The 16,358-nt window shown below is 60.6% G+C and carries 17 protein-coding genes; 3 read left to right on the top strand and 14 right to left on the bottom strand.

What is annotated here, in order from left to right; translation table 11 throughout:
* Positions 1–21: 21 nt before the first annotated feature.
* The 7 genes from G359_RS01650 to G359_RS01620 form a co-directional block, all read right to left on the bottom strand.
* Positions 22–534: a hypothetical protein gene (locus G359_RS01650; RefSeq protein ID WP_245279894.1), complete on the bottom strand. Its 513-nt coding sequence runs from the start codon at positions 532–534 to the stop codon at positions 22–24.
* 17 nt (positions 535–551) lie between these two features.
* Positions 552–761: a TOBE domain-containing protein gene (locus G359_RS01645; protein WP_045834709.1), complete on the bottom strand. Its 210-nt coding sequence runs from the start codon at positions 759–761 to the stop codon at positions 552–554.
* Between the two features lie 15 nt (positions 762–776).
* Positions 777–3,179 carry a TonB-dependent receptor plug domain-containing protein gene (locus G359_RS01640; protein ID WP_052699141.1) on the bottom strand — a complete coding sequence of 801 codons (2,403 nt, stop codon included), beginning with the start codon at positions 3,177–3,179 and terminating at the stop codon, positions 777–779.
* A gap of 201 nt (positions 3,180–3,380) precedes the next feature.
* Complete coding sequence (gene aguB, locus G359_RS01635; RefSeq protein WP_045834708.1) at positions 3,381–4,241, bottom strand: N-carbamoylputrescine amidase; 861 nt, start codon at positions 4,239–4,241, stop codon at positions 3,381–3,383.
* Positions 4,242–5,267: an agmatine deiminase family protein gene (locus tag G359_RS01630; RefSeq protein ID WP_045834707.1), complete on the bottom strand. Its 1,026-nt coding sequence runs from the start codon at positions 5,265–5,267 to the stop codon at positions 4,242–4,244.
* Positions 5,268–5,697: 430 nt separating this feature from the next.
* Positions 5,698–5,916 carry a hypothetical protein gene (locus tag G359_RS01625; protein ID WP_045834706.1) on the bottom strand — a complete coding sequence of 73 codons (219 nt, stop codon included), beginning with the start codon at positions 5,914–5,916 and terminating at the stop codon, positions 5,698–5,700.
* A 27-nt stretch (positions 5,917–5,943) separates the two neighbouring features.
* On the bottom strand, positions 5,944–7,173 hold the full coding sequence (locus G359_RS01620) for an argininosuccinate synthase (protein ID WP_045834705.1): 1,230 nt from the start codon (positions 7,171–7,173) through the stop codon (positions 5,944–5,946).
* 152 nt (positions 7,174–7,325) lie between these two features.
* Between G359_RS01620 and G359_RS01615 the strand changes: the two genes are divergently transcribed.
* Positions 7,326–7,934 (top strand): 2-hydroxychromene-2-carboxylate isomerase, encoded by a 609-nt coding sequence (locus tag G359_RS01615; protein WP_045834704.1) that lies wholly within the window; start codon positions 7,326–7,328, stop codon positions 7,932–7,934.
* 216 nt (positions 7,935–8,150) lie between these two features.
* A complete protein-coding gene (locus G359_RS01610) occupies positions 8,151–8,978 on the top strand; it encodes a hypothetical protein (RefSeq protein ID WP_156150641.1) in 828 nt (275 codons plus the stop codon).
* A 72-nt stretch (positions 8,979–9,050) separates the two neighbouring features.
* Here G359_RS01610 and G359_RS01605 read toward each other — a convergent pair whose 3' ends face one another.
* From G359_RS01605 to hslV, 7 genes are all read right to left on the bottom strand, one after another.
* Entirely contained in the window at positions 9,051–9,629 is a 579-nt protein-coding gene (locus G359_RS01605; RefSeq protein ID WP_052699140.1) for a hypothetical protein, read from the bottom strand.
* 133 nt (positions 9,630–9,762) lie between these two features.
* Positions 9,763–10,503, bottom strand: a complete 741-nt coding sequence (locus G359_RS19545) for a hypothetical protein (RefSeq protein WP_156150640.1) — start codon at positions 10,501–10,503, stop codon at positions 9,763–9,765.
* Positions 10,504–10,598: 95 nt separating this feature from the next.
* On the bottom strand, positions 10,599–11,792 hold the full coding sequence (rlmN, locus tag G359_RS01595; RefSeq protein WP_045834702.1) for a dual-specificity RNA methyltransferase RlmN: 1,194 nt from the start codon (positions 11,790–11,792) through the stop codon (positions 10,599–10,601).
* Between the two features lie 231 nt (positions 11,793–12,023).
* Positions 12,024–13,328: an ATP-dependent protease ATPase subunit HslU gene (gene hslU / locus G359_RS01590; RefSeq protein ID WP_045834701.1), complete on the bottom strand. Its 1,305-nt coding sequence runs from the start codon at positions 13,326–13,328 to the stop codon at positions 12,024–12,026.
* Positions 13,325–14,413: a hypothetical protein gene (locus G359_RS01585; RefSeq protein WP_045834700.1), complete on the bottom strand. Its 1,089-nt coding sequence runs from the start codon at positions 14,411–14,413 to the stop codon at positions 13,325–13,327. The genes hslU and G359_RS01585 overlap by 4 nt, the downstream gene beginning before the upstream one ends.
* A 3-nt stretch (positions 14,414–14,416) precedes the next feature.
* Entirely contained in the window at positions 14,417–14,905 is a 489-nt protein-coding gene (locus G359_RS01580; RefSeq protein WP_045834699.1) for an SRPBCC domain-containing protein, read from the bottom strand.
* Between the two features lie 26 nt (positions 14,906–14,931).
* Positions 14,932–15,501, bottom strand: a complete 570-nt coding sequence (gene hslV / locus G359_RS01575) for an ATP-dependent protease subunit HslV (RefSeq protein WP_045834698.1) — start codon at positions 15,499–15,501, stop codon at positions 14,932–14,934.
* Positions 15,502–15,728: 227 nt separating this feature from the next.
* Here hslV and hisB point away from each other — a divergent pair, with 227 nt between their 5' ends.
* The gene (hisB, locus tag G359_RS01570; protein WP_045834697.1) at positions 15,729–16,352 is read left to right on the top strand and encodes an imidazoleglycerol-phosphate dehydratase HisB; all 624 of its coding nucleotides are present in this window, start codon (positions 15,729–15,731) and stop codon (positions 16,350–16,352) included.
* The last annotated feature ends 6 nt before the right edge of the window (positions 16,353–16,358 follow it).

Genomic DNA, 16,358 nt, shown 5'->3' with positions numbered 1-16,358 from the left:
TCGACTCTCTTCGTCCAGCTTCTATTCGGCTTGCCGGATGGCGAATTTGATCGAGTCTTTCTTGATGTTGCTGAACTGTATCGTGAAAGGTCCCGGATCCAAGTTAAAGCGAAGTGTCTTTCGAACACCGTCGCAATCGGATTTGCCGCTGTGGGCGGTGGGCTTCAACGACTTGCCGTCCTGCACGACATCGACCCAGCCAGGAGTTTGCAACGTCACCTGATAGAGGCCCGGCGCGCTGCTCGGACTATCGAAGTTGACGAAGCCGCCGAAGACGTCTCCTTCCGGTTTCAACTTGCCGGTCGGCGCCACGGGAAACGACACGGCGCTCATCGGTTCGAGCGAAAGCGCCAAAGCTTTTTCCGGAGGCGTCGGCAGCTTTGCGCCGGACTTTACGGCTTGGCTGTCGGATGCCTTCATCCATTGCAGTTCGGTCTTGATCGGCCAGGGAAAGCTTTCGCAGCCGCCTGTCTCCGCAGCAAAAGCCGTCGATGCCGCTGCCAATACGAGGGTACAGACAGCGACAGGCAACAATCCGTATTTTCTCATAATCAGTTCACCATGACCATGACGTCGGTCGCTTTGATCACGGCAGACGCCGCCATGCCTTTGACGAGACCGAGGTCGTCGACTGCCTCGTTGGTAATCGACGCCGTCACTATGGTGCCGCTGCCGACATCGATTCGGACGTGGGACGTCGTCGCGCCCTTGTGGACGTCGACGATTGTTCCTTTGATGACGTTCCTCGCGCTGATTTTCATGGGAACTCCTCTTCGTCAGAAGCGAGCCCGCACATTAGCGAACAACTGGCGGCCTGGCTCGGGGAAACCGTCTGCGAGAGAATAATTTTCGTCGAGCAGGTTCATGGCGCCAATCGCGATTGTCGTGCCCTCGGTAAACGCATACTCGGCCTGGAAGTTAACCAGAGCATAGGCGCCGAGGTCAACGTAGTTGGGCTTGCCGGTGTAGCCACTCGTTTTGCCGCAGTTGCCGGTCGCGTTGACTGCGCCGGTCGTATTCACCAGCGTCGATGCGCAGCTGGTGACGAGGGCCGTGCGGTCTGTCGCGAGTTCGACGCTGGGCGTTAGCGTCAGCCTGTCGGTTGCCTTCCAGGCAAGATAGATCAGAGCCTTGTGCCGTGGCGTGCCTTCGAGCTGCGTGGCGGCGACGGAATTGTATTCTGGTGTCGTCGAGCCCGGAGCCAAGGTGGCCGAGTTAAAGTCGAGGTGGCGCTCGAGATATGTGTAGTTTCCGCCAAGTCGGAGGCCGGACATCACGTCCCAGTCGGCCGACAGTTCAAAGCCGTAGTTATAGCCGTCGGCGTTGAAGCCGATGATCGAGTTCTTGCTGTTGGCGCCGCCCGAGAAGGCACTCTGGATGCTGTCGTCGATGTTGGCATAGAAGATCGCCGACGAGACGTGGACATTGCGGAGCACGTTATCGCTGATGCCGATTTCGTAGTTGGTGGCGCGCTCCGGTGCGATATCGGGGTTGGCCGTCTTTGAGCCAAAGCGCGTGCTGTAGCGCTCGAAAAGCGTCGGAAAGCGCGTGCGGCTCGACACGTCGGCGTGGACCTTGCCGCTGTCGCTGTAGCTGTAAATCGCGGCGGCTTGCCAGTTCCAGGCATCGACGTCTGGCTTATCGGTGCCGCCGTTGGCGTAGAGAACCTGGTTGGTGTCGTAGCTGGCGCCCGTCACGATATCGAGCGAACGCGTTGCGTGGAACGTGTTCTCGAGAGCGAACGACCAGGTTTCTTCCGACTGCCGTTTCGCAGGATCAAGGCTAACAGAGTAGGTCGGTACATACTTGTAGTTGATGCTCTGCTCATTGTGGAAGTCGCGACGGAAGTGGATCGCGCCCTTCAACGTGTTCATCGGAATGAGGTCGGTGCCCATTTCGACGAAGCCACCGTAGGAATAGTCATCGTACGGGCTGTCGGTGAACTGGTTCGTATAGGTCGCGTTCGGGTAGAACGAGATCGAGTTCTGGAAGGTGTTATAGAAGGCGTTGGTCTTGATGTACGATGCATCGCCGAGCTTCGTCTTCGACAGCCACGATAGCGATGACGTATCCCATTGCGGCCAATCCCAATAGCGGACCGTGTTGCCGTTGAAGTAGCCCTGCACGATCTGCCGTTCGGTGCTGAGCGGCGCGCCCTTTTCGCCCTGCTGATTGGTGTAGTTGATGCTGTATTCGTCCGTCGCGTTCGGCGTGATGCCGACCTTGGCGTTGATACGCCAATCGCGGAAATCGGAATTATCGCGGTCGCCGCTCCGCTGATACGGGAAGCCCGCCGCGACGCCCTGGTTATAGCCGAGGGTCGAGGAATTGGCGGGCGTGAAGTCGTGCGAGAGATTGAAGTGGTCCTGGTCGACGATGTTGCCGCTGACTTGGGCGTAGTAGCTCTTCTGACGCGTGCCGGCGTAGGCGTAAGCGTTCCAGGAATTCAGGCTGCTGAGGTCGCCATCGGTGACGAGGCCCGTGCGGCCTTCGAGTTCGATTTCCTTCGTCGGCTTGCGGCTGACGAGATTGATGGCGCCGCCTTCGCCGCCAGGACCATTCAGGACCGACACGTAACCTTTCGCGACCTGGACTTCGGCCAGGTCCGGTGTCAGGAAGCGGCTGAAATCGAGCCGGTTATCGGCGGGCAGATAGACGCGCACGCCGTCGATCGACAAAGGTACCTGATAGCGATTGAAGCCGCGCACGAAGATATCTTTTTCGTTGCGGCTGCCGCCGGAGTTCGACGACGATACGCCGGGCAACAGGTTGACGGCCTGATCGAGCGAGTTCTTGTTGAACGTCCACATTGCTTCGTTGGTGACGGTGCTGCCGCCGATCATGTCGATCTGGCCGAGTGTGAAGACGCCGATCGCGGGGCCACCTGATCCGGACGTTGAGCCGGTAGGACTTGCGCCTGCTGCGGAACCTTCACCTGCGTCGATGGTGTTTTCTTTCGCCGTGCCCGATGCGGCTTTTACATTTTGCGATGAAGCTTTGGGCTTGGCGCGTTGACCGAGCGGCTCGGTCGGCGATTGGACAACGACGGGCGGGAGGACCGAGGCTTCGTCGGCGGTCACGTTGCCGCCCGGTGTCGGTGGCTGTTGAGCTTCTGCTTGATGCGATTCGACAACGACAAGGCACACGGCCGCTACGGCGGCCAACGCAATCCGCGACATCTTCCCCCCGATTTTGATCTTACGCGGTGCCCCCGCACCGTTCGTTCCGTTATAGTTTCGTGACTATATAGTCATAGAGCTATATCGATGTGCAAGCAGAAATCTCCGCGCGGATTATTATCGGCGCGGAGCACGCAAAATCGACGTTGGGCGAAATTTATCGCTGCTCGCTAAGCAGAACGGCGACGTGTTCTCGTCCGCTCAGATGATGCTCTTGGCGTAGAGGTCCGTGCGGCGATCGCGGAAGAAACCCCACTCGGCGCGATACGTTTCGATGAGGTCGAGATCGAAGGTATGTACGAGGACGCCTTCGTCTTCAGCGCCGAATTTCTCGACGAGTTCGCCGCGATGATCGCTGATGAAGGAGTGGCCGTAGTACTTCTGCTTCACGCCGTCGTTGTCTTCCTCGCCGATGCGATTGGCTGCAACGATCGGTACGGAATTCGAGACGGCATGGCCTTGCATCGCGCGCTGCCATTGCAGGTGCGTGTCGAGAGACGGATCGTATGGCTCCGATCCGATTGCGGTTGGATAAAATAATATCTCAGCGCCTTGGAGAACCATGGCGCGTGCGGTTTCCGGATACCACTGATCCCAGCAGATGCCGACGCCGATCTTGCCGTGCTTTGTGTTCCAGGTTTTGAAGCCGGTGTCGCCAGGGCGGAAATAGTATTTTTCCTGATAGCCTGGACCGTCGGGAATATGGCTCTTGCGATAGACGCCGAGGATTTCGCCATCGGCATCGGCAATCGCGATGCTGTTGTAATAGCGCGGACCGTCCTTCTCGAAGAACGATATCGGGATGACGACCTTCAACGACTTCGCGAGATCGCGAAGTGCGAGCACGGCTGGGTGCTCAGTGACCGGATGCGCGGTTTGAAACCACTTCGGTTCCTGACGCGTGCAGAAGTAGATGCCCTCGAACAGCTCGGACGGCAGGATGATTTCAGCTCCACGGCCGGCCGCCTCGCGCACGAACGCTTCCGTCTTGGCGATGTTGTCTTTGATATTGGGGCCGTAGGACGTTTGAATGCTGCCGACCGTGATCGAGCGTCGCGCCATCTACAGGGGCTCCTGTTGTGTGATGCAATGGAATGATCCGCCGCCGGCCAATCCGCAGCCGAGCAAGCCACGGGACGAAACGCCGACAACTGCGCGCGTGGGAAAAACAACCTGCAAAGCCTGAAGCGCTTCGGCCTCGGTTGCAGTCCCATAGATCGGCACAACGACGACATCGTTGGCGATGATGAAATTCATATGGGACGCGGGCGAGATTTCGCCAAGCGCGTTGCGGTAGAGGCCGACGCCCGGAATGCGAACGACTTCGAGCTTGCGGCCCGCCGCGTCGGTCGCGTTCTCGAGACTTGTCGCGATCGCGTTCAGCGTTTCCGCGTTCGGATCGTCGGGACCGGCGGGCGCCTGACAGACGACGCGGCCCGGCGCGACGAAACGCGCGATGTTGTCGATGTGCCCGTCGGTGTGGTCGTTCTTCAGGCCTTCATCGATCCAGATGACTTTCTTCGTGCCGAAGGCATCGCGAAGTGCCTGCTCGGCCGCTTCTTTCGTCCAGCCATTGCGGTTGGGGTTGAGCAAGGTCTGCTGTGTGGCGAGGATCGTGCCCTCGCCATCATGATCAACGGCGCCGCCTTCGAGCACGAAGTCGAAACGGCGGATGGGTGTTTTCGCAAGCTCGGCAACGTTGTCACCGACCGTTGCGTCGTCGGGAAGATCGTATTTGCCGCCCCAACTGTTCGTCTTGAACCGCAGTGCGACCGCGTCCTTGCCTGCGCGCGCGAAGATAGGGCCCGTATCGCGGAGCCAGATGTCGCCGTACTTCGCGGGGATGACTTCAGCGGCGTCGCCGAGTGCAGCGAGAGCCGAGGTCTTGGCTTCGTCGCCATTCACGAGAAGGCGGACCTTATTGCCGGCGACGCTGAGCGCGCGGATCAGTGCCGCCACGTCGCGACGAGGCGTCTCGAGGTCGCCGCCCCACTCGTCGGGATCGGCCGGCCACGCGGTCCAAATCGCCTTCTGAGGCGCCCATTCGGCGGGCGTCACCACGGGCGTTCCGTCCGCCGCAAGCTTCATTCTCTCATCCTCGCAATTTGCGCTTTGAGGCGCATTTCATCATCCGAGCACGCGATGTCGGGGATCGAGACCCCGTCGTCAAGGCCGGAGATGCCTCAAGGCGAAAATTGCGCAGGCCGCGAGTTCGTTTCAGTCGAACATGACACTGGTGTGATTGCGGAAACGGGGCAGCCAAACGGTAAATGCGGGCGGCGTGCTCGCCGTCGCCGGGGCCCAATCGTTGTCGATCAAAAATGGAAAATAAACGACGGGAACGACTTCCGATAAAACGGGCGCGTGCCGAGTGAAACGCCCTGGACGCCATCGGGGCGAATCGCCCCCGTCAGAGATATGTTATTCCAATATTCTCGAATGTCGCATTAAATCGTCAGCGAGCGTCCTAGTGCGCCCTGGCGATGCGCTGCTCGATGCAGGTGGGCAACACGGAGATTTAAGCGCGTCTGCCGAAGATCGTCGCGAACAGTCCGACGATGATCGCTGCCGGTATGACGACGAGCGCGATCGCTCCGATCGTCACCGCGAGGCCGAACATCAAAAATGCCATGACGGCGAACAGCAGGACCGCCGCCATGAAAATCACAATCTTGACGAGCCATTCGCGCCAACCCGTGAGAACCGTCGTTTCGCCGTTTCTCGTGATGACGATCATGTTCGTCTCCTTCAGGGATTTGACCGGCTAGTTCTTGTTCCGCAGGCCGAGCGTGCGCAAGCGCAACGCGTTGAGCTTGATGAAGCCTTCCGCGTCCTTCTGGTCGTAAGCGCCCTTGTCGTCTTCGAATGTCACGAGCGTCGGCGAATAGAGCGACTTCGCGCTCTCGCGGCCGATGACGATGACGTTGCCCTTGTAAAGCTCGAGCGTCACTTCGCCTTCGACGTTCTCCTGGCTCTTGTCGATCAGTGCCTGCAACATCTCGCGCTCCGGCGAGAACCAGAAGCCATTGTAGATGAGTTCGGCGTAACGCGGCATGATCTCGTCTTTGAGATGGGCCGCGCCGCGATCGAGCGTCAGGCTTTCGATGGCGCGATGGGCAGTGATCAGGATCGTGCCGCCGGGCGTCTCGTAAACGCCGCGCGATTTCATGCCGACGAAGCGGTTCTCGACGAGATCGAGGCGGCCGATGCCGTTGTCGCGGCCGAGATCGTTCAAGGCCTTCAGAAGGGTCGCCGGCGAAAGCTTTTTGCCATCGAGCGAAACGGGATCGCCCTTTTCAAAGCCGATCTTGATCGTCGTCACCTTGTCGGGGGCGCTCATCGGCGAAATGGTGCGCTGGTAGACGACCTCGGGCGGCTTCTTTGCCGGATCCTCGAGCACTTTGCCTTCGGACGAGGAGTGCAGAAGGTTGGCATCGACCGAGAAGGGCGATTCGCCTTCCTTGTCCTTGGCGACGGGGATCTGATTCCTGCGCGCGAACTCCAGAAGATCTTCGCGGCCCTTGAACGTCCACTCGCGCCAGGGGGCGATGATCTTGATGCCGGGTTCGAGCGCATAATAGCCGAGCTCGAACCGCACCTGATCGTTGCCCTTGCCGGTTGCGCCGTGGCAGACGGCGTCGGCGCCGACTTTGCGGGCGATCTCGATCTGCTTCTTCGCAATCAGCGGACGGGCGATGGACGTTCCCAAGAGATAAACGCCTTCGTAAACCGTGTTGGCGCGGAACATCGGGAAGACGAAGTCACGGACGAATTCTTCGCGCAGGTCTTCGATGAAGATGTTTTCTTCCTTGATGCCGAGCATCAGGGCTTTCTTGCGGGCGGGCTCCAGCTCTTCGCCCTGGCCAAGATCGGCCGTGAACGTCACGACTTCCGCGCTGTAGGTCTCCTGCAGCCACTTGAGGATGATCGAAGTGTCCAATCCGCCGGAATAGGCGAGGACGACCTTTTTCACGGATTTAGGCGCGGCGCTCATGGGAGATCTGGCTTTCGAATTTGGAATGGTTGGGAAACGCGCGGCACTATAGGGTCGGCGGCGCTGCCTGCAAGTCCGGTTGGCGCCATATCACGACATGTCGCAATTGGCTTTAACTGTTGTGACAGCGGGTAGGACAGCGAGGAAGAGCAATGAAGCCAACAGTCGTTTTCTGGTACGAGTTCGCCTCGACCTACTCTTATTTGAGCGCGATGCGGGTCGAGGAGATGGCAGCGAAGGCTGATGTCGCCATTGATTGGAAGCCCTTTTTGCTTGGGCCGATCTTCAAATCGCAGGGTTGGGATACCTCGCCGTTCAACATTTATCCGGCGAAGGGCCGCTACATGCAGCGCGACATCGCGCGCACGGCGGCAGCGCGCGGCATTCCTTTTCAAATGCCGGCATCGTTTCCGGCCAACGGATTGAAAGCTGCGCGTCTTGCGATTGCGGCACGAGGCCAAGGTGCGGACGCAGCGTTCACCCGCGCTGTTTTTTCAGCTGCTTTCGGCAAGGGCTTGGACATATCCGATGACGCCGTATTGGCGGACTGCCTGACGACTGCCGGTCTCGAAGCCGACGACGTCCGACGGCTCAGTGGGGACCAGGCGGTCAAATCGGAGTTGCGCGCCAACACCGAGGAAGCGCAGGCGCTCGGGATATTCGGCGCGCCGAGCTTCAGCACTCCGGATGGCGAGTTGTTCTGGGGAGACGACCGGCTGGAACAGGCCTTGGAGTGGGCGAGAAATAGGGCTCCGTCTTGAAGACGAGCGGATCTCCCAACACTTTGAAGGCGGTCCGCGTTATGATCGGGGCGCACTCATTTCGGCTATTTGTGGCGCAAATGGCCCGTATTAACCCTTTCCGCATTGCATCAAACTCATGAACATAAAAAAGGCATCGCCAAGGTGTTTGCGGTGTTTCGAACAAGCGTCAGCTGATACAAGCTCGGGAACTTATCTCATCGGGGGAGAGCGGCCGTGATCAGGTCGATTCGCATCGTCGGGAATCTAGTGTGGTTGGGTTTGCTTGCCGGGGCGATGGCCCTGCCGCTTGCTGCCGAAGAAATCACCGTGACGATCCCTCCGGATGATCCGCCAGCACAGGCGGAACCTGTCGCTCAGCCGGCGCAGGCGACTCCTCAACCCGCCGCCGCTGCGCCGCTTCCGGCATATACGCCGGGCGAGCACCTGCAAAAATCCGCCGACAGCAGCGTTCCGGCTTCGTCGGTACCGGCGGCTCCTCCGGTCAAACATGAGAAGAAGGCAGCAGCAACGGCTGCAGCCGCTGCGCCGGTCGACGCTACGGCTGCTCCTGCGACGGCTGAGGCTCCGGCGCCTGCGGACGGGGCTGCAAAGCCTACTGAAAAGCCGAAGACCGCAAAGGCCGCTTCGCCGTGCCTCAATCTCGATGAGAACGCCTGCGGCGGAAACAGTCTTTGCATTTGGGTTGCCGCCGGCACCAACGATGCGGGCAAGGCAACGAAAGCCCGCTGCCGATCCTTGGCGATGCTGAAAAAGGAAGAAGCAAAGGGCAAAGCGAAGGCTGCCGCCATGAGCACGAAGCCGGAAGTTCTTCCTTGGGCCGCAAACGGCTCGGCAGCGACGCCGCCCGCTGATGGCGCGGCTGCTGCGACGGCGCCCGATGCAACCAAGCCCGCCAAAAAGACGAAGACTGCGGTGGTCAAGAAAACGCCGAAGCCGAAGCCTGAAACCATTCAGGCCGCTCCAGCTGCTGCTGCGCCGGTTGCAAGCGAGCAGGATGCAGCTCCTGCCGCTGGATCAGCTCCGGCGACCGACGCGCAATAAGCGCCGCTGCGAATTGGGCTCAGACGTTATGCGGCCGGGAAGCTCCCGGCACGAATCGGTTCGTCTGTGTTTTCAGTGCAGATAGGCCGACCACGGCGATTGCTGCGGAAAATGCCGATCCATGACCCGGCGGCCTTCCGCATTTCCAAATACCAGCCGCCACTGCGTGCATGCGGCATCGGCTGCATCCATCGCTGATGTGCTTGCGCGCGCTGTCGGCGCGGCGACGGCGTAGGGAATGCCGTAGGACAGCATCATCGCCATCATTGGGCCCTGGTAGAGCGACCAAGGCGTCGTGCCCCAAAATGCCTGGACCGATGCCGGCCAAAATGAATCGCCGCCCGGAAAGACGCGGGACGCAGTAACCGACTGCTGGGCGCCGGGCCAATAGGCAAGCGAAGCGCTCGCCATCGCGAGCCAAGCCTGCATGATTTCCGCTTGGACGGGAGCGGGCCCCTTTGCGACGGGTGTCCAGTCACCGAACCAGGAAGGCCAAGCCGGAGATTCTGGGACGCTCTGATGTTCGGGCGCCATTTCGTCATAGAGGCGCTTTTGGCAAGCCAGCGCGGCTGCGACCGACGCTTGACCCATCTCGAACATGGCTTCGGTCGCTTTTTGCAGAAAGCGAAAATGCAGGGCGCAATCGAACAATTGATCTATCCCCTTAACCTCGCCGGACCGTAGCAGGGGTGCTGCATTGCAGCAACGAAGAAGCTCGTCTGACGCAGGTTTGGTTAATCAACACTTCGCGAGGCCAGCACGGTCAATCGGTGCGGGGGAGGGCTCAGTGGAGTGTCGAGGCCTTGTCGTGGCCATTCAGTGCGGTGTTTTCGGTTGATCTCGCCGGTTCTTCTTGGATCGCCGCGTCGTTGCCACTCCGGTTTTCATCGCGATCGCGCTCAGCCGCTGACTCTGGGCCGACGTCCGGCTTTGAAAACTTGAGGCGCTGCAGGAAGGGACGCCGAGGGCGAGCCTGCTCGATGGGCGTCGGCGCCCGCGTAATGACGACCTCGGTGTCGGTATCCTCTTCGCGTGCCGATCTTGCTGTTTCGGTCCGGACGGGCTCTGCCATTCCCTGTTGCCGGTCACGCGACCGGCCTGCGAACTGGCCCGATGCGAGCCAGTAGAAGAAACCGCCGAAGAAGCCGATCGTGAGGAAGGCTTTGATCGCGTAATTATTCAGGATCGTCGGCTGACCGGCGACTTCGCTCTCAAATTGCGCGATGAAGCCCCCCGTTGCGATAGCGATACCTGCGAACAGATAAAACGTCAGCGAGCGGATCGAGAAGATCTCGCTCGACAGCGCGACGATCGCCACGAATACGGATGCGAAAATTCCGAGATGGGTCGCAGCGAGCAAAGCGAGATCGAAGGTTTCGCTGGCGGTTTTCGGCAGGCGATCGAAGGGCTCGTTCAAGACCTCGACCGGCGTCGTAACAAAGAGAACGGTGACGAGGCCTGCGGCCAAGCTCGCGAGCACAAACCCGAACATCACTCGCGCTAGTGTGCTGAGAAACCTAAGCACGACGACCCCGCCCCTGCGTCTTATCCCGTGCGAAATGTATATAAGCGCGTCCGCCGCTCAAGCAGGAATAACGAGGGGGTGGCGTAAGCGTCGCCTCAGCCGCCTTGTGAAAGGGCGTTTCGCTCGCTTGCGGAGAGCTTCAGACTCTCGGACCTAAGTTGCCCGCAGGCCGCGAGAATATCGCGCCCACGGGGGGTGCGAACGGGGCTTGCGTAGCCGGCGCGATTTACGACGTCTGCAAATCGCTCGATCGTCTCCCAATCGGAGCACTCGTAACGCGTGTTCGGCCAAGGATTGAACGGTATTAAGTTGATTTTGGCCGGAATTCCGGAGAGCAGCCGCACGAGAGCGCGGGCCTCTGCGAGGCTGTCGTTGACGCCCTTCAGCATGACGTATTCGAAGGTGATACGGCGCGCGTTCGAAAGCCCCGGATAGTTGCGGCAGGCTTCCATCAGCTCGGCGATCGGATATTTGCGGTTGAGTGGTACTAGCTCGTCGCGCAGCGCATCATTCGTTGCGTGCAGCGAGATGGCGAGCATGGTGTCGGCCTCTTCGCCCCAACGCGGGATTTCGGGGACGACGCCGGAGGTCGAGAGCGTGATGCGGCGCTTGGAGAGCGACAGGCCTTCGCCGTCGGAGGCGATGTCCATCGCCGCTTTTACGTTGTCGAAATTGTAGAGCGGCTCGCCCATGCCCATCAGCACGACGTTTGTGATCTTGCGCTCGCTTTGCGGAAGGAGGCGGCCATCGTCCGGGCCTTTTGCGCCGGGCCAATCGCCGATGCGGTCGCGGGCCAGCATGATCTGGGCGACGATTTCTTCCGTCTCGAGATTGCGCACGAGCTTCTGCGTGCCGGTGTGGCAGAACGAACAATTCAACGTACAGCCGACCTGGCTCGAGATGCAGAGCGTGCCGCGGTCGCTTTCGGGAATGTAGACGGTTTCGATTTCGGGGGCGCGCGCTTCGTGCCCGCGTTTCGGCAACCGGAGGAGCCATTTGCGCGTGCCATCGACCGAGATCTGCTCGGAGACGATCTCGGGACGGTCCAACGTGTAGAGTTCTTCGAGCTGGCGGCGGAGATCCTTCGATACGTCCGTCATGTCTTCGAAGCGCGTGACGCCGCGCACGTAGATCCAGCTCCAGAGCTGGCCGACGCGCATGCGAAGCTGCTTTTCCGGAACGCCGGCTGCCGCGAGCGCCACTTTCAAGCGGTCACGCGTCAGCCCTGCGAGCGAGAGCTTCGCGGCTGGCTCGTCTGTGGCGATCTTGATTAACGGCGCGGCGGTCATAGCGAAAACATGCTTTCAGTTCGGAAAGCGCCCTTTTACAGGCGTTCGGCCCGGGTGAACAGGTCCCCGGATGCCGCGCCAGTTCAAGTCGTCATCCTCGAACGGGCGAGCATTGCAAGGACGTTCGGGGATCCAGCGCAAAGAGCGCCGTAGGCTCAAAATATCGTGTCTTCGACAAGTTTAACGCTGGATCCCCGGTCTTCGCTTCCGCTCGACCGAGGATGACGAACGCTAGAGAATAAACCGGCTCAGATCGGCGTTTTTCGAAAGCGTTCCGACCCGTTCGGTCACGTAAGGGCCGTCGATCACGACGGTTTGCGCGCCGCGGTCGGAGGCTTCGAATGACACATCGTCAAGTACGCGTTCGAGTACCGTCTGCAGGCGGCGGGCGCCGATGTTTTCGACGGTCGAATTCACTTCTACGGCGGCGTCAGCAATGGCGTCGATCGCATCCGGCTTGAATTCGAGCGTTACGCCTTCGGTCTGCAGAAGCGCGACCGACTGGCGGATGAGGCTCACCTGCGGCTCGGTCAGGATGCGCTTCATGTCATCTCGCGTCAAAGCGTTGAGCTCGACGCGGATCGGCAGACGACCCTGCAACTCCGGCAAGAGATCGGAGGGTTTCGAGACGTGGAATGCGCCTGAGGCGATGAAGAGGATGTGGTCGGTCTTCACGGGCCCGTGCTTGGTCGCGACAGTCGTGCCTTCGATCAACGGGAGAAGATCGCGCTGCACGCCTTCGCGCGAGACGTCGGCGCCGCCGCGCGCGGTCTCGCCGCGTGATGAAATTTTATCGATCTCGTCGAGGAAGACGATGCCGTTGTTCTCGACCGCAGTGATCGCTTCGCCCGCGATCTGATCGTTGTCGATCAGCTTGTCGCTTTCTTCCGCGATCAGAATGTCGAAGCTGTCCTTGACGGTGACGCGGCGTGGCTTCGTCCGTTGTCCGAGCGCTTTGCCCAGCATCTCGCCAATGTTGATCGTCGCCATCGAGCCGCCCGGCATATCGAACGAAGGGATGGGCGAGGTCGTATCGGCGACGAGGATATCGATTTCCTTGTCGTTCAATTCGTTGTTGCGGAGTTTTTTGCGGAAGCTGTCGCGCGTCGCCGGGGAAGAACCGGAGCCGACCAGCGCATCAAGCACGCGCTCTTCGGCTGCTTTCTCCGCCTTTGCGCGCACGCCATGGCGCTTCGCTTCCTTGACGAGAGCGATGCCGACTTCGACGAGATCGCGAACAATGCTGTCGACGTCACGGCCGACGTAACCGACCTCGGTGAATTTCGTCGCTTCGACCTTGAGGAACGGCGCACCGGCAAGCTTCGCCAAGCGGCGCGAAATTTCGGTTTTGCCGACGCCGGTCGGGCCGATCATCAGGATGTTCTTCGGCAAAACCTCATCGCGCAGTTCGCCGGTCAACTGCTGACGCCGCCAGCGATTGCGAAGGGCAATGGCGACGGCACGCTTGGCGTCGCCTTGTCCAACGATGTAGCGATCGAGTTCGGATACGATTTCGCGCGGTGAAAAGTTGGTCATTGTCTCGGTTCAGGAAGATATGGAGCTAGGGGAGTTCTTTGCAGATACGGCAGCATGCGGTTTCTGATGGGGTGCCAAAAGACGCCCAGAAACAGCACGAAAGCGCCGACGATGCCGAGCGTCAGCACGAACGATGAGGAGTCTGCGCCAAAACTCGTCAGCGTGCCGCCGGTGAGCAGATCATTGACGGCGACGGTGAAGTAAAGGAGCGCCGACACGAGGAGCGCACGCCGATCGATCGCGAGTGCGAAGATGGCGAGCAGGAACACCGTCGCCAGGATGGCCGCTGATGTCGCGCCGCCCATGGTCGAACCCTTGATGAAAAGGATCAGCGGTGAAACGATCAGCGGAGCCGCCACGAGCTGCAGCCAGAAGGCGCAATCGGAAAGGCGCGTCACGCGTTTGGTATCGCGCGCATCATAGGCAAGGGCCACGGCGAGGACGGCTAGGCCGTAGACGAGTGCGACGATCGACGGGCCGATCTCTGCAACCTGCAGGAGGCCCTTGCTCACGACCGCGTAGCCGAAGAAGGCGATCAAGGCGAGCGCGAATGGTAGCCGGAAGCGCACGTAATAGATGATCGCGGCGATGAGCGCGGGCGCGCCGAACGTCAGCGATGGATTTCTCCAGAACGCGAATTCGGAATCGACGCTCCAGTTCGCTGAGCTGAAGCTTGTCCAATGCATTTGAACGACGACGGCTGCGGCGGCGAAGGCAACGAACAGGACCGAGAGAACCATTCCGGGCAATACGGCGCGCAGGCGTGCGACGAGTATTTCACTCAAGATCCAGAACGTGGCGGCGGCGAGCGCGAGCGTGCCGAACCAGCTCATGCCGAAGGTGCTAGCAGTCGAGCTTGCGATGAGGAACGCGCCGGCGACGAGCAGCACGCCGATCGTCAGGAAGACATCGTTGAAGCCGTTCAGGAAGCGAAAACGCTCCTCATCGGCCATCGCCGGTTCGCCATCGGGGCCGAAGGCCGCATCGCTGCGGCGCATGGCCTTGAGCTTTTCTGCTTGCGCCGCGTCGATGACGCCCGCTTCGACCGCAGCCTTCAGGTCTTCAGGTGATAATGCGCTTGGCATTGGTCAGTGATCCAATTGTTGGCTGGCGGGCTTTCGCTCGATAAAGGCGGCAAGATTTTCCAATGAGGAGGTTATGCCCTTTTCGTGATCACCGGGTCGTATCCCAACCGGCACGTTCTCGCAAAGGATCGTGACCTTGGTGCCGTCCGGAACTTCGGCCAGCGTGGTCGTGATCGTCATTTCGTCCGAGAACGCGGGATCCTCACTTACGAACTCTACGGCTTCGACGATCCGTTGGTCGGGAACCAGCTCCACAAAGCGGCCGCGGATGACGTCGGCGTGCTCGGTCGTCTTGCCGGGCAGATCATGATCGGCGCCAATGTATTCGAACGCCATCAGGTATTTGCCGCCTGGGCGCGGCTCGAACGAATGAATCTGACATTTCATGCCGCGAGGCGGCCGCCATGCCATGACGGCTCCCGCGTTGACGAAGGCCACGTAAATTCGCTCGGGCGTCGCGGCGATAACGCGTGAAGCTGAGTGTGTTTGCATCTCGCCGGACCTTGTCGCACCTGTCGCTAGCTCGCCGCGTCGAGGGTTTCGAGGACGATGTTCTTGTTCGTATAGACGCAGATCTCGGCGGCAATGGTCATCGCCTTTCTGGCGATCGCCTCGGCGTCGAGCGGCTGGTCGATAAGCGCGCGGGCGGCGGCGAGCGCATAATTGCCGCCGGAACCGATGCCCGCGATGGCGTTTTCGGGCTCCAGAACGTCGCCTGTGCCGGTCAGGACGAGCGTGGTCGTCGCATCCGCGACAATCATCATGGCCTCGAGGCGGCGCAGAAAGCGGTCTGTGCGCCAATCCTTGGCCAACTCGACGGCCGCGCGGGTCAGCTGGCCGGGATACATCTCGAGCTTGGCTTCGAGACGCTCGAAAAGGGTGAACGCGTCGGCCGTCGCGCCGGCGAAACCGCCGATCACATCGCCCTTGCCGAGGCGGCGGACTTTCTTGGCGTTGGCTTTGATAATCGTCTGGCCGAGGCTCACTTGGCCGTCACCGGCAACTACAACTCGGCCGCCCTTGCGGACGGTGAGTATTGTGGTGGCGTGCCACGACGAATCGCCGGCATTTTGGCTCAGTTGGGTCATTTGTACCGCGTCAGTTAAGCTTTTGCAGGCAGGATGCAAGGGAAGCCGGTTGCCTGCGGCCACGGCGCTGGTGCGCCGGCCTTGGCCGGGTGGGCTACAAGCTGATAAACGCTCCCGCATGCGTCCGGAAGAGTCTTTGCTGACCCCGGCGACTCTCCTCCGGAGAGCCGGCCGCCGGGGTAGGCCGTGGTACACGAGCTGGCCGCTGGGGTAGGGTGGATTAGGATATGACGGGCGTTGGAGAGATTCACGTGAAGCAACGGCAGGCCTCGATCACGCGCAAGACCAAGGAGACGGAGATCTCCGCGACCGTCGATCTCGACGGGACGGGCGCCTATGACATTGCGACGGGCATCGGCTTTCTCGATCACATGCTGGAGCAACTCGCCCGGCATTCGCTGATCGACATCACGCTCAGGGCCAAGGGCGATCTTCATATCGACTTCCACCACACCGCCGAGGACACGGGCATCGTCATCGGGCAGGCGATCGCGAAGGCGCTCGGCGACAAGGCGGGAATCGTTCGCTATGCCGACGTGCATCTGCCGATGGACGAAACGCTGACGCGCGTTGCGCTGGATGTGTCGGGACGGCCGTTCCTGATCTGGAAGGCGGAGTTCTCGCGGCCGAAGGTCGGCGAAATGGACACAGAGCTGTTCCGCGAGTGGTTTCAAGCCTTTGCGCAGAACGCGGGCATCACGCTGCACGTCGAAAACCTTTATGGCGAGAACAATCACCATATAGCCGAGACCTGCTATAAGGGTTTGGCGCGGGCGCTCAGGGCCGCTATTGCTCTCGATCCGCGGCAGGCGGGCCGTATCCCGTCGACGAAGGGCATGCTGCAGGGCTGAGTTCGC

Origin of the sequence: Hyphomicrobium sp. 99 (assembly GCF_000384335.2) — a bacterium.
In the GTDB taxonomy this organism is placed as follows: Bacteria; Pseudomonadota; Alphaproteobacteria; order Rhizobiales; family Hyphomicrobiaceae; genus Hyphomicrobium_B.
This window is presented reverse-complemented; position numbering and strand designations above follow the sequence as displayed.

Coding starts and splice junctions, on each gene's coding strand:
- G359_RS01585 (WP_045834700.1), bottom strand. CDS start 14,413: ATGCCAAGCGCATTATCACCTGAAGACCTGAAGGCTGCGGTCGAAGCG.
- G359_RS01615 (WP_045834704.1), top strand. CDS start 7,326: ATGAAGCCAACAGTCGTTTTCTGGTACGAGTTCGCCTCGACCTACTCT.
- rlmN (WP_045834702.1), bottom strand. CDS start 11,792: ATGACCGCCGCGCCGTTAATCAAGATCGCCACAGACGAGCCAGCCGCG.
- G359_RS01645 (WP_045834709.1), bottom strand. CDS start 761: ATGAAAATCAGCGCGAGGAACGTCATCAAAGGAACAATCGTCGACGTC.
- G359_RS01640 (WP_052699141.1), bottom strand. CDS start 3,179: ATGTCGCGGATTGCGTTGGCCGCCGTAGCGGCCGTGTGCCTTGTCGTT.
- G359_RS01625 (WP_045834706.1), bottom strand. CDS start 5,916: ATGATCGTCATCACGAGAAACGGCGAAACGACGGTTCTCACGGGTTGG.
- G359_RS01580 (WP_045834699.1), bottom strand. CDS start 14,905: ATGCAAACACACTCAGCTTCACGCGTTATCGCCGCGACGCCCGAGCGA.
- hslV (WP_045834698.1), bottom strand. CDS start 15,501: ATGACCCAACTGAGCCAAAATGCCGGCGATTCGTCGTGGCACGCCACC.
- hslU (WP_045834701.1), bottom strand. CDS start 13,328: ATGACCAACTTTTCACCGCGCGAAATCGTATCCGAACTCGATCGCTAC.
- hisB (WP_045834697.1), top strand. CDS start 15,729: ATGACGGGCGTTGGAGAGATTCACGTGAAGCAACGGCAGGCCTCGATC.
- G359_RS01620 (WP_045834705.1), bottom strand. CDS start 7,173: ATGAGCGCCGCGCCTAAATCCGTGAAAAAGGTCGTCCTCGCCTATTCC.
- aguB (WP_045834708.1), bottom strand. CDS start 4,241: ATGGCGCGACGCTCGATCACGGTCGGCAGCATTCAAACGTCCTACGGC.
- G359_RS01630 (WP_045834707.1), bottom strand. CDS start 5,267: ATGAAGCTTGCGGCGGACGGAACGCCCGTGGTGACGCCCGCCGAATGG.